Source organism: Aliivibrio finisterrensis, from assembly GCF_008933155.1.
GTDB classification, from domain to species: Bacteria; Pseudomonadota; Gammaproteobacteria; order Enterobacterales; family Vibrionaceae; genus Aliivibrio; species Aliivibrio finisterrensis.
The window spans coordinates 20495-33738 of the sequence record NZ_WBVP01000008.1 but is presented as its reverse complement, the minus strand read 5'-3'; the positions used below and the strand labels follow the sequence as shown (position 1 = coordinate 33738).

Sequence of the window (13244 nt, the reverse complement as noted above, 5' to 3'; positions counted from 1 at the left end):
CATTTTTCGATAAGTAGTTACTCTACAATCAAAACTTTCAACGCAGCTATCGAGTATTTTAACAAGCTAGAATGACATATTATTTACTACTATTGGTATATAGTGTAGCAGTTGATACTGCTTATACGCATCATATTGTAAGGATAATATAGATAAAACGTTATGACTTTTTTATGTGCTAGAGGCTTTATAGTTAGAAATGTGATTAATGTAGAGGTTTATCCTACTTGCTCAAGATTTACAAAACGATTATTTTGGTCAACCGTTAAGCGAAAGCGACCTTTAACGCCTAATTGAGTTAAAAATGAGCGGAATCGAGATGCAGGCAATTGCAGCTTTAGTCCCTGCTCTGTCATTACCATAACCGTACTTGCAACACCTAAATAATGACTTAGAAAAGCATGATAAGTCACGTTCATTCTAAAATAATAAAATTTATTCATTCTCTTAATATCTTTAATAGCTAGAGTGTATATTGTGACGTTGAAATAAAAAATGGCCAGCAAAAAAACTGACCACTTTGATTTCACTATAACGATAAGATCAATATCATGCTAACGCTTTGGTTACCTTCTCAAACAGATCTTTGGCTAAGTTATCAAGATCAGCTAAACGCTGAAGTTGAGCCTTCATTAGATCCTGGCGATCACTATCGTACTTCTTAAACTTCAATAATGGATCAATTAAACGAGAAGCCACTTGTGGGTTACTTTCGTTTAATTCCAGTAAGATATCACCTAAGAATGCATAACCTTCGCCTGATTTACTATGGAAATTTACCGCATTATTTGCAGCAAAAGAACCAATCAAACTACGAGTGCGGTTTGGATTTTTCAGGCTGAATGCTTTATGACCCATCGTCGCTTTAATGGTAGTTAGTGCATCACTACTTGGGTTAGAACCCTGTAAAATGAACCACTTATCCATGACTAGACCATCATGTGACCATTTATCACTAAAGTCATCCATTAACGTTTGACGGATAGAAAGTTCAGCTGAATTAGCAGAAACCATCGCAGCCATTGTATCTGTCATGTTATCTGCAGTTTGGTATTGTGCTTCAACTAACGCTTCACCAATGTCTGTTTTGGCTAAATAACTTAACGCACAATTACGTAATGCACGTTTACCAATCGCATCATGATAAACAGAGTAATCACCCTGCTTTAGACTCTGATAGATTGCAGAAAACTCATCTTTAAGCTCTGTTGCTAATGTCTGTTTAATAAAACCAAGTGCCTTATCAATCGCATCAACATCCACCGTATCAAACCAACCTGTGATCTCATTATGATTTGGTAGTACAAACATTTCAGCAATAAATGCCTGCTCTAGATCCGTATTTAATAGCACACCACGGAACGCATCAACTAGCGCATCTGATAATTCAAGTGGTTGATTTTTTTGTATATTGATAATGTTTGAACGAATGTAATTAGCCAAAAGCATTTGGCCTGCATCCCAACGAGCAAAATCATTTTGCGCGCGAACCATTAAGAAAATCAGCTCTTCATCTGTGTAAGCGTAATGTAATTTAACTGGTGCAGAGAATTCACGAAGTAAAGAGACCACTGGTTTTTCTGCAACTTGTTGAAATACAAAAGTCTGCTCTTCTTGAGTAACATTAAGAACATTACCAATAGCTTCATTGTTACAACGTAACTCAATAACACTGCCATCTTGCGCGTAAATCTCAATATCAAGTGGGATGTGTAATGGAAGTTTTTCAGGCTGCTCTTCTGTTGCTGGTGTATGTTGTTTCACCGTCAATGTGTATTCTTGCGCTACTTCATCATAAGAAGAAACTACTGATAATGTCGGCGTACCAGATTGACTGTACCAACGACGGAATTGAGTAAGATCGACGCCTGATGCATCTTCCATGGCCAAAACAAAGTCTTCACACGTTGCTGCTGTACCATCATGACGCTCAAAGTAGAGTTTCATCCCTTTTTGGAAATTCACTTCACCTAATAAGGTATGCATCATACGAATAACTTCACTGCCCTTTTCATACACCGTAAGCGTGTAGAAGTTATTCATTTCTATTACTTTTTCTGGACGAATTGGATGTGCCATTGGGCTTGCGTCTTCTGCAAACTGTGGGCCACGCATGATACGAACGTTATTAATTCGATTTACTGAACGCGAGCCAAGATCTGAAGAGAACTCCTGATCACGAAAAACCGTTAAGCCTTCTTTCAAACTTAGTTGGAACCAATCACGACAAGTAACACGATTACCAGTCCAGTTATGGAAATATTCATGGCCGATTACCGCTTCAATACCTAGATAATCAGTGTCTGTTGCTGTTTCTTGTTTTGCTAATACAAACTTAGAGTTAAAGACGTTTAAGCCTTTGTTTTCCATTGCACCCATGTTAAAGAAATCAACCGCTACGATCATGTAGATATCAAGATCGTATTCAAGATCAAAACGATCTTCATCCCACTTCATCGAGTTAATTAACGAAGTCATTGCATGAGGAGTACGATCCAAATTACCTTGGTCAACATAGATTTCAAGTGCAACATCACGACCTGATTTAGTTTTATACGTATCAGTGAGTACGTCAAAATTACCAGCAACTAAGGCAAAAAGATAAGCCGGTTTTGGGAATGGGTCTTGCCAATGAACAAAGTGTTTTCCACCTTCAAGATCACCATGACTAATACGGTTACCATTACTTAATAAATGAGGGTATGAGTCTTTATCTGCAATTACTTTTGTGGTGAAACGCGCCAATACATCAGGGCGATCCATATAATAAGTAATACGACGGAAACCTTCTGCTTCACATTGAGTACAGAAACCATCACCTGATTTGTATAAACCTTCAAGTGCTGTGTTCTCTTGTGGATTTACTTCGGTAACTATTGTAAGTGTAAAATCACCACTTACATTATGAATAATTAACTGCGTATCAGATAACGTATAATCTTTATGAACTACATTATTTATTTTCAACGATACTAATGTCATCCCTTCCCCTTCAAGAAGAAGATCAGTTGATTGTTTTAGTTGTTGTACTTTTGAAGTCGCTGAAATAAATGTTTTTGTATCATCAAGATCAAAAACTAAATCGATATCTGAAATGGTGAATTCTGGAGATTGATAATCACTGCGAAATTTAGCCTGGGGTTGTTGGCTCATAATATATCCTTATGATGTCTATCACTTTAAAAACAAAATGAGTGATAGTTACTAGTTAACCCTCCTATTCTCGCATAAGAACTAACAGGTTTGTTAATAAAAAGAGCTTTAGTCTCATATTTATATCCGTAGAGTCACAATACCCTTCTATTTGTAATTCACTGTCTTACTAATAATGCGTACATACCAAACTGATCATTTTTAATCTCTAAAAAATCTTCAGTTATATAAAAAGTTGATTCTTGCTCACCCTCTTCATATAGTAAAACTAAATCATTATTCTCGAAATAATAATAGCCTATATGATGATTCGATTTTCCGGTATGTGAGAACACTTCAAGTGAAAATATAAAATCAGAACGTAACTTTAAGTTTAACGATTTCACATTACTTGCCATAATGTCTTCACCAGAGACCAATTCAGAATTCCAAGAACCGATAATTTGTTCAGGTACTACCTTAAAAAATTCAACGCCATTAAGATAAAGTCGATTATGACTGACTTGATAATCGTAAATCTCAGACTCATCTTCATTTCCTTCAAAACGAATACTGTCTTGAGAAATTTCAAAACTTCCTTCCCACTCTTCCGCCGTATTCGATGCCATCTCAACCATTTCAATACGAAACTTATTATTTGAACTTAAAGATATATGTAGAACATCATAATCATTTTCTACATCAGCAGGCTTGAAGAAATACCAATCACCAATTAAAAAAGGATTTGAAAAATAAGTCAGAGATCTACGTTCTTCTATTTTCATACTTTCATTTGAAGCAAAAGACGTAGCAGAAAAGAAAATAAAAAATAAAATTACTGTTTTCATACAATGCTCCATTTCATATTCATTTAGCATTCAAAAGCATTACAGCCTGTGAATGAATACGTGTATAACACCAAACAGAAACCTGATCACTAATACTTCATAATAAAAATCGGTAAGAAAAAAGAAGAGTTATCTAGATATCGAGATTAGTATTATTTTGATTGGCATAATATAATCCTAGATGAAAAACCATACTTTGCTGTTGTTCAGGCAAAAAAAAACAGAAACCCAAGTAGATTTCTGTTTCAGATGACGAATCAATAATACTTATTAATACATTATTTTTGATTCATTAGCGCTAAATCAATCGTAATAGCGACAGCTTCATCAAGATATGCATCAGGAACTTCATAGTCTTTTGGAATATCATCAAGAGTTTTAAATCCTTCTTCTTTAAGAAGTTTTTGTCTCTCGTTCACTCGTTTCAGACGACGAATATCTGCTTCATCACTCTCTGTCTCACGAACTTTTTTATTCAATGAGATCGTTGTGATATCTTTTTCAGCTTGATAGCGAGCAATGTCTTCCTGAATAAAAATGAATTCTTCATCCGTTTTAATTCGTTCAGCATGTTTTTTCGCTAATGGCTCAATCGTATTTTTGATCTGATTGGTTTGTGCATACTCTGCAGCTTTAATACTGTCCCAAGGAAGTGCGTTATCCTCAACACTTTCACCCGTTTCTTTTGGATCAATCGCTGTAGGGAATGCAATATCAGGCACAACACCTAAATTTTGCGTACTACCGCCATTAATTCGATAGAATTTTTGGATTGTGTATTGAACATGACCAAGCGGTTTATCAAAAAGATCATAAATATGATTTAACGATCTATGTTGTTGAACCGTTCCTTTACCAAAGGAATTTTCACCTAGGATTACAGCACGACCATAATCTTGCATTGCTGCAGCAAAAATTTCAGAAGCAGATGCACTGTAGCGATTCACTAATACTGTCATTGGACCAGTATAAGAGATCTCACCATCAGTATCAGCATTCACATTTACTCGACCGTAACTATCACGAACTTGAACTACTGGGCCACCAGTAATAAATAATCCAGATAATGCCGTAGCTTCAGTCAATGCGCCGCCACCATTGTTACGTAAATCAACAATAATTCCGCTAATATCTTGTTTTTTCAGCTCATCAATCTGTTTTTTCGTATCTTCAGCTAAGCCAACATAGAAACTAGGTACTTCTAATACCCCAACTTTCTTGCCGTCGTGCTTAATCACTTCAGATTTTACCGCTCTATCTTCTAAGCGGATCTTATCTCGAACAATTGTGACAGTGTGACTTTTTGAATCTTTACCTTCTGGCAAGATCTCGAGATTCACTTTTGTCCCTTTTGGTCCTTTAATAAGTTGAACTACGTCATCTAAACGCCATCCAATAACATCAACAATTTTTTCACCATCTTGACCAACACCGATAATTCGGTCGCCTTCAGAAAGTTGTTTACTTGCTAATGCTGGTCCACCTGCAACTAATGAACGAATTACGGTGTAATCATCAGTTGCCTGTAATACTGCACCAATCCCCTCTAATGAAAGATTCATTTCTGATTGGAATTGCTCAGCATTACGTGGAGATAGATAACTGGTATGAGGATCAACTTCACGTGCAAACGCGTTAATGTAAAGTTGGAACGCATCTTCATTATGACTCTGAGTCAAACGCTTAAGTGCATTATTATATCGCTTACCTAACATCTCTTGGATTTCAGGCCAATCTTTCCCTGTCATTGACAAGTTTAGAGCATCATACTTAACACGTTTACGCCAGAGTTCATTTAACTCAGCTTCATCTTTCGGCCATGCCGCTTCTGTGCGATCTAACTCAAGAGATTCATCAATCGTATAATCAAACTCTTTATCTAAAAGAGAAAGTGCGTAGACATAACGCTCAAAACGACGCTTCAATGATAAATTATAGATATCAAAAGCCGCTTGGGAATCCCCAATCTTTAATTGATCGTCTAACTTAGTTGATAACGGGGCGAATGAAGTAAGATCAGCTTGAGTAAAAATATTTCTATTATAATCAAGCATGTCTAAGTATCGCTCATAAATGGCAACTGAAAAGTCATCATCTAATGAGAAATGCTTATAATGAGAACGGGTAAAACGAGAAGTAACACGCTTACTAGAAGTAGCATGCTGTGTTTCTGCGGTTAATACTGGTAAGTCAGTTTCAGAATACTTGGCGTCTAATACCTTAGCTTCAAGTGCGTGCGCAGAAGCTGCTAGCATAACGCCAGCAGCAATCAGCGAGACTCTTAATCGACAATTCATACGTCGGGAGTGCTCCTTTATGAACGAAGATTCTCCGCTTTAACAACCATTTGAAGGCCATTTGATAAGCGAATTCGTACATCATCCTTGTTAATTTCAACGATTGTCGCAGGCATATTACCTTTACCCATGTTAACGCTTACGTTGTTACCAACAGTAACTTCATCTGCGTTTAGAGCACGAGTTTCAACAGGCTTTTCTACTTTTTTAGCAGCAGCTGGCTGAGGGCGACGCTTAGGTGGAGTAGCTGCACGAGCTGTTTTCTTAGCTTTTGCTTCTTCTCTTACTTTTTTAGCTTGTTCTTTACGACGAGCAGCAACTTTTGATTTGCTCTCATCTAAAGTAGCTTTAGCGTGTTCAATGTGCTCTTCTTCTAGTTCACCACAAAGGTTGCCATCTAAATCAACACGAGATGCACCCGGCTTAACACCGTGAAGGTAACGCCAAGAAGAGGTGTATTGACGTAAACCAGCACGTAGCTGAGTTTTACTTACTTTAGGATCATCGCTTAAACGTTCAGCTAGATCTTGGAAGATACCAATTTTAAGAGGTTTAGCTTCGCCTTCTAAAATAAAGCATTTCGGGAAACGCTCAGCAATGTATGCAATTACTTCTTTGCTGTTCGCTAATTTTTCAGAGTTTTCCATGTAGTTTCCTGATAGTACGGTTCAAGCCGTATTTCGATTCATTTCTAGTAAAGATATTCCACTATTATAGATACTTAAGCGTGAAAAACCACTACTGAAAGAAAATTAAAGCCTCTTTTCTGCTTCTTTCATGAAATCAACCAGACCTTTTTCATCAATTTCGCTAAATCGTGCAATATTTGGGCTATCTATATCCAATACTCCAGCCAACACGCCATTTCTATAAAATGGGATCACGATTTCAGAATTACTTGCTGCATCACAAGCAATATGACCAGTAAATTGATGGACATCATCAATACGTTGAACTGTGTTGGTAGAAAAAGCTGTGCCACATACCCCCTTTCCTAACGTAATTCGAATACAAGCGGGTTTACCTTGAAATGGGCCCAAGACTAATTCATTTTCTTTAAATAGATAAAAACCTACCCAATTAATGTCGTCCAGTTCCATATTTAATAGCGCACTAAGGTTTGCTAAATTTGCTATAAAATCCGTTTCACCATCAATCAAGCCTATCGCTTGCTGTGTTAATCGCTCGTAATTCTTTAATTCCATCTTTATATTTTTCCTCTATTTATACCAATCACTTGCGACTCTATTTATACTGAGTGCAATGCCGATGGATAAGATAATAATAGGAATCATTCTCACCATGCACAATGCTACTCTCTCTACAATTAACTGGAATTGGCTATTTAGGCAAGCAAGAATCTATAAAAGCCATTTGGTTGTAGCAAATATCATCGCCATTGTCGCGACGCTTATCAGTGTGCCAATTCCATTACTCATGCCACTGATGGTAGATGAAGTGCTATTAAACAAACCGTCAACGGGTATTGAACTATTAAATGTAATGCTGCCTACCCATTGGCAAGGTCCTATAGGTTATATCCTATTAGTTCTCATCATGGTCATTTTAATGCGCATTATTAGCCAAGTTCTCAATATCTATCAAGGACGACAATTTAGCTTAGTGTCAAAAACCATTACCTACCAAATACGACTTCAGTTACTCGATAAATTAAGCCGTATCAGTATGAAAGAATACGAATCACGCGGTAGCGGTGGTATTAACTCTCATATTATTACAGACATAGATACGATCGATAAGTTCCTTGGCCCAACATTAAGTCGTTTTATTGTCTCTTTTTTAACCGTTATTGGCACAGCGGGCGTCCTTCTTTGGATTAATTGGCAGCTTGGTCTATTTATTCTTTTAGTAAACCCTATTGTTATCTACTTCTCTCGAAAATTAGGTAACCGAGTAAAAGATCTTAAAAGAAAAGAGAACCAATCTTATGAGCGCTTTCAAACGCGTTTAATTGAAACCTTAGATGGTATTTATCAATTACGTGCGTCAAATCGTGAACGTGCATTTTTGGACCAATTAAAAAACCAAGCCGATGACATAAGACACAGTGCCGACCAATTTACATGGCAATCAGAAGCAGCAGGACGCCTTTCTTTTCTTCTATTTTTACTTGGTTTTGAATTATTTAGAGCCGCAGCCATGATCATGGTATTACTCAGTGATTTAAGTATTGGTCAAATGTTTGCCATATTTAGTTATCTTTGGGTAATGCTTTCGCCAATACAAGAATTATTAAGTATTCAATTTTCTTGGTATGGTGCCTCGGCAGCGCTAAAGCGTATCAATCATTTATTACACATAGATGAAGAGCCAAAAATAGAATCTACAATCAACCCATTTGCTACAAATAGTGCAACTGAAATACAAATTAACAATATTAATTTTAGCTATAACGATGAGCGCCAGGTTTTAGATAACTTATCATTAACCATTCGTGGTGGTGAGAAAGTTGCTCTTGTCGGTGCCAGCGGTGGTGGTAAATCAACATTAATTCAACTGCTATTAGGGTTATATCGACCTACTGATGGTGAAATATTATTTAATGGTCACAATACACAAGACGTTGGATTTGAAAAAATTCGCAATCAGATCTCGGTGGTATTACAACAACCTATACTATTTAACGATACATTAAGGCATAATCTAACGCTAGGCTCTGACTATTTAGATGATGCGTTATGGAATGCGCTTGATGTAGCCCAACTGCAAGACGTAGTAATTCAATTAACTGATGGTTTAGAGACTCAAATTGGTCGTCAAGGTGTAAAATTATCTGGTGGTCAAAGACAACGTTTAGCCATTGCCAGAATGGTATTAACTGATCCAAAATTTGTTATTTTAGATGAAGCGACGTCTGCTTTAGATACCGCAACAGAAGCGGCATTGCACAAAGCATTAAGTGACTTCTTAGTTGGACGAACCACCTTAATTGTGGCTCATCGTTTAAGTGCAGTAAAACAAGCCGATACTATTTATGTGCTGAATGATGGTAAAGTATCTCAATCTGGCACACACCATGAACTGGTTACACAGCAAGGACTGTATCAAACGCTATATGGATCAATTCAAAGTTAACCAATTGGATATCACCCGTGGAAGACGCTAAGTTTCGTCGCTGCCACGGCTGTGATCTGATCGTAGAAGTAGCGAAGGTAGATAAAAAGCAAAACGCTCACTGCCCTCGCTGCAATACTCAACTCTATCGTGGTAACCGTATTTCATTAAATAGCGATTTAGCTATCGCTGTTGCTGCGCTATTGTTATTTATACCGTCTCATTTTTTTCCTATGGTCACCATTCAACTTTTTGGTGTCATGATCCCTGCAACGCTTCCCTCTGGGACAATTACCTTAATGAGTGAAGGCTTCCCTATGCTTGGCTTATTAATTTTATTTTGCAGCTCTATTGTCCCTTTTCTTGTATGTAGTTCAGTGGTATCCGCTCACCTAGCTTTACGAAGAAAGTGGTTTACCCTCTTTAGAATAAGTGTATCTACTATTCAGCATTTAAAAAGTTGGATGATGCTAGATGTCTTTCTAGTTAGTTTAGCTATTGCTTGCTTTAAAATTCAAGACCATGCTGATATCTTCATTGGTTCTGGTCTTTATGGTCTTGTTTTACTTCTTTTTGTTACCTCACTTTTATTGACTCATGTAAGCGCACGACGCTATTGGCGCGCATGGCAAAAAAAACATCAGCAAAAGATTGAAGCACCTATTACTCAACCTGAAACATCAATCCATTGTGAGCATTGTCACTTCACTCAACAAAGTGGCACTCACTGCATCCGTTGCAAGCGACCATTTCACTCAAGAAAGCCAAAATCGATACAAAAAACGTGGCTTTATTTATTAACTGCAGCCATTTTTATCATACCTGCCAACGTTCTTTCTATTTCGATTCTGCTAACCAATGGCAAACGACTAGAAGATACAATCTTTTCCGGCGTTGCGGGATTAATTAAAACGGATATGTATGGTATCGCCATTATTATTTTTGTAGCAAGTATCGTAGTTCCGGTCGCTAAAATTCTTGGTTTAGGTTACTTGTTATTGTGTGTTCAATTCAAACGCAGTGTATTCCATCGACAAAGAATGGCGATATATACGGCTGTAAAATGGATTGGAAAATGGTCAGTCATGGATTTATTCGTAATTTCTATTATGATGACATTGATTGATCGCGGACAAATTTTAGATTTTACCCCTGGCCTTGGTGCCGTTGCCTTTGGTTTAGTTGTGGTATTTACCATGCTGGCCGCTGAAAGTTTTGATTCTCGTCTAATTTGGGATAATTATGAGCGAACCGACAAATCTTGATTCTACTGTTGAGCAAGTAAACATCAAAAATGAACGAGGGATATCCTCACTTTGGATATTACCTCTTCTTGCACTTTGCCTTGGTGGGTGGCTTGTCTATTCCGCTATTATTGAAGCCGGCCAACGCGTTCAAATCTACTTTGAGGATGCTCAAGGGCTAATCGCAGGGCGAACAACCATTCGTTATCAGGGTCTTGAAGTCGGGATGGTTAAAAATATCACCTTATCTAAAGATCTTTCTAACATCTATGTTGATGCTGACATCTATCCAGAAGCCTCTAACTTATTAAGAGACAATACACAATTTTGGCTTGTTAAGCCGCAAGCTTCATTAACGGGTATTTCAGGACTTGATGCTTTAGTGTCGGGTAACTATATTGCTATTTTACCAGGAAGTGGCGATCTAAAAACAAAATTCACAGCCCTTGCCAACTCACCCGCTATTCAACCTGACTCTACCGGGTTAAGCGTTACCTTACGCTCTAAAGACTTGGGCTCCATTTCTGTTGGTTCAAAAATTTACTATAAAAAGATCCCTATCGGTGAAGTTTATAATTTCAAACTAGACCAAAAAACCGATAACGTACGAATAAAAGCACTTATCCAAGAAGAGTATGCCCATCTAATTACCTCTAAAAGCCGTTTTTGGAATGCCAGTGGCGTAGGTGCAAGTATTGGGTTTAATGGTGTTGATGTTCAACTTGAAAGTTTATCAGCCTTAATTGGCGGAGCTATCGCGGTAGATTCTCCAGATGATGGTATTGCGATTGAAAATGGAAAAGAATTCCGACTATACAGCAACATCAAGACTGCTGGCCGTGGTATTTCAATTAAAATCACCCTACCAGACAATAACCAAATCAGCCCTAATGGCTCGGCTATTATGTATAGGGGCCTTGAAATTGGTCAAATTAACAGTTTAAAACTGTCTGATGATAAAAAAGACATCATTGCATCAGCAACGGTTGAACCCGCATTTATCGATTATTTAAACGATGGTTCTCGATTTGTTCTAGAAGAGGCAAAAGTTGGTTTATCTGGTGTCGAAAATATTGGCAACCTTGTTCGCGGTAACTTCCTAACCTTAATCCCAGGTGAAGGTGATAAATCTCGAGCATTTACAGCCATAAGAAAGCAAGAACTGATAAAGCAAGATACAAAAGCACTCACCTTTTCGTTATATGCAGAGCAATCTTTTGGGTTAACACCAGATACTGCTATTTCATACAAAGGCATTAAAGTAGGCACTGTTACTCAGGTGGCATTAGTTAAAGACAGAGTTAAATTTGATGTCATGATCCTTGAGAAGTACAAACATCTCATTAAATCAAACAGCAAATTCTTTGTTTCTGGCAGTGTATCCGCAGAGTTAACTGACTCTGGCGTAAATATCGATATTCCACCAACACAAGCCCTCATTTCAGGTTCAATTAGCTTTACTAGTGAAGGTAAAGGCTATAAACAGAAAAGCTATACTCTATTTAAAAATAGTTCACTGGCTGAACTTGCGGAATTTAAAACAGTAAAAAGCACAGAGTTGACACTGTTTAGCCCAGAGCTTCCTCCTATTACGAAAAACAGCCCTATTCTGTATCGTAATCTCGTTGTTGGTAAAGTGACAGACTTTGATTTAGGTAATGATGGCGTAAACATTAAGATAAATATTGAAAAACAATACGCACACCTAATCGAAGATAACACCGTATTTTGGAATTATTCGGGAGTGAATGTTGAAGCCAGTTTAAGTGGCGTTAATATTCAAGCAGCGCCATTAATGTCGATGATCCGTGGTGGTATTGGTTTTGATAATATGCAAGGCGTAGAAAATAAATTAGGTAAAAAATGGAAGCTGTACTCTAATTTATCTGAAGCCCAAGGGTTTGGTCGTATTATCGCGTTTACTGCAAAAGACAGCGATTCCATATCTAAAGGGACACTTATTAAATATAAAGGTGTTTCGGTTGGTGAAATCAGCAAGGTATCACCAAACTTTACACAAAATAATGTTTATATACAGGCGCGTATTTATCCTGCATACGTTAATCAAATTGCCGTCTCTGGCAGTCATTTCTGGGTTGTAAAACCAAGCATTAGCCTATCGGGAGCTGAAAATCTCGATACCCTACTAGGTAGTTATATTCAAGTAACACCAGGTGACGGAAAAGCAAAAACACAATTTTTACTCGCAGACCAATCACAAGGTGATGAATTAGTCGCTTATACTCTCGAATCAATTACCCGAGGTTCAGTAAAAGTCGGAACCCCTATTTTGTTTAGAGAAATGGAAGTGGGTGAAGTGACAGATGTCCGATTAGGTGACTTATCTGACCGTGTTATTTTCACCATAGGTATTAATCCTGACTTTAGTTACCTTGTTCGCCAAAACACCGTTTTTTGGAATGTTTCAGGGGTAAATATGTCAATAGGTTTAAGTGGTGCTAAGGTTAAAGCCGGTACCGTAGATAGTATTCTACGTGGCGGTATTGCATTCTCTACTCCTGATGACGAAGAGCTACAACCACAAGCAAAAGAGAACAAATCTTACCTACTGTATAAAGCAGCAGCAGAAGACTGGCCTCTGTGGAATGCGGCTATTCCTAATCCAAACAAATAGTCAGCAACCACTT

The 13244-nt window shown here is 37.6% G+C and carries 9 protein-coding genes; 3 read left to right on the top strand and 6 right to left on the bottom strand.

What is annotated here, in order from left to right; translation table 11 throughout:
- Positions 1-218 precede the first annotated feature (218 nt).
- The 6 genes from F8B77_RS08820 to F8B77_RS08795 form a co-directional block, all read right to left on the bottom strand.
- Entirely contained in the window at positions 219-443 is a 225-nt protein-coding gene (locus F8B77_RS08820; RefSeq protein ID WP_151655045.1) for a DUF2835 domain-containing protein, read from the bottom strand.
- A 106-nt stretch (positions 444-549) separates the two neighbouring features.
- Positions 550-3153 carry an aminopeptidase N gene (gene pepN, locus F8B77_RS08815; protein WP_151655044.1) on the bottom strand — a complete coding sequence of 868 codons (2604 nt, stop codon included), beginning with the start codon at positions 3151-3153 and terminating at the stop codon, positions 550-552.
- Between the two features lie 158 nt (positions 3154-3311).
- Positions 3312-3980, bottom strand: coding sequence for a hypothetical protein (locus F8B77_RS08810; RefSeq protein WP_151655043.1), 669 nt, complete (start codon positions 3978-3980; stop codon positions 3312-3314).
- Between the two features lie 278 nt (positions 3981-4258).
- Positions 4259-6277, bottom strand: coding sequence for a carboxy terminal-processing peptidase (gene prc / locus F8B77_RS08805; protein ID WP_151655042.1), 2019 nt, complete (start codon positions 6275-6277; stop codon positions 4259-4261).
- Positions 6278-6294: 17 nt separating this feature from the next.
- Positions 6295-6924: an RNA chaperone ProQ gene (proQ, locus tag F8B77_RS08800; protein WP_151655041.1), complete on the bottom strand. Its 630-nt coding sequence runs from the start codon at positions 6922-6924 to the stop codon at positions 6295-6297.
- 105 nt (positions 6925-7029) lie between these two features.
- The gene (locus F8B77_RS08795; RefSeq protein ID WP_151655040.1) at positions 7030-7482 is read right to left on the bottom strand and encodes a GAF domain-containing protein; all 453 of its coding nucleotides are present in this window, start codon (positions 7480-7482) and stop codon (positions 7030-7032) included.
- A 97-nt stretch (positions 7483-7579) separates the two neighbouring features.
- Between F8B77_RS08795 and F8B77_RS08790 the strand changes: the two genes are divergently transcribed.
- The 3 genes from F8B77_RS08790 to F8B77_RS08780 are packed head-to-tail and all read left to right on the top strand — an operon-like array spanning position 7580 to position 13231.
- Positions 7580-9373, top strand: coding sequence for an ABC transporter ATP-binding protein (locus F8B77_RS08790; protein ID WP_151655039.1), 1794 nt, complete (start codon positions 7580-7582; stop codon positions 9371-9373).
- A 17-nt stretch (positions 9374-9390) separates the two neighbouring features.
- On the top strand, positions 9391-10617 hold the full coding sequence (locus F8B77_RS08785; protein ID WP_151655038.1) for a paraquat-inducible protein A: 1227 nt from the start codon (positions 9391-9393) through the stop codon (positions 10615-10617).
- On the top strand, positions 10595-13231 hold the full coding sequence (locus F8B77_RS08780; protein ID WP_151655037.1) for an MlaD family protein: 2637 nt from the start codon (positions 10595-10597) through the stop codon (positions 13229-13231). Before F8B77_RS08785 ends, F8B77_RS08780 begins: the two co-directional genes overlap by 23 nt.
- Positions 13232-13244 lie beyond the last annotated feature (13 nt).

Coding starts and splice junctions, on each gene's coding strand:
- F8B77_RS08810 (WP_151655043.1), bottom strand. CDS start 3,980: ATGAAAACAGTAATTTTATTTTTTATTTTCTTTTCTGCTACGTCTTTT.
- F8B77_RS08780 (WP_151655037.1), top strand. CDS start 10,595: ATGAGCGAACCGACAAATCTTGATTCTACTGTTGAGCAAGTAAACATC.
- F8B77_RS08795 (WP_151655040.1), bottom strand. CDS start 7,482: ATGGAATTAAAGAATTACGAGCGATTAACACAGCAAGCGATAGGCTTG.
- F8B77_RS08820 (WP_151655045.1), bottom strand. CDS start 443: ATGAATAAATTTTATTATTTTAGAATGAACGTGACTTATCATGCTTTT.
- F8B77_RS08790 (WP_151655039.1), top strand. CDS start 7,580: ATGCACAATGCTACTCTCTCTACAATTAACTGGAATTGGCTATTTAGG.
- prc (WP_151655042.1), bottom strand. CDS start 6,277: ATGAATTGTCGATTAAGAGTCTCGCTGATTGCTGCTGGCGTTATGCTA.
- pepN (WP_151655044.1), bottom strand. CDS start 3,153: ATGAGCCAACAACCCCAGGCTAAATTTCGCAGTGATTATCAATCTCCA.
- proQ (WP_151655041.1), bottom strand. CDS start 6,924: ATGGAAAACTCTGAAAAATTAGCGAACAGCAAAGAAGTAATTGCATAC.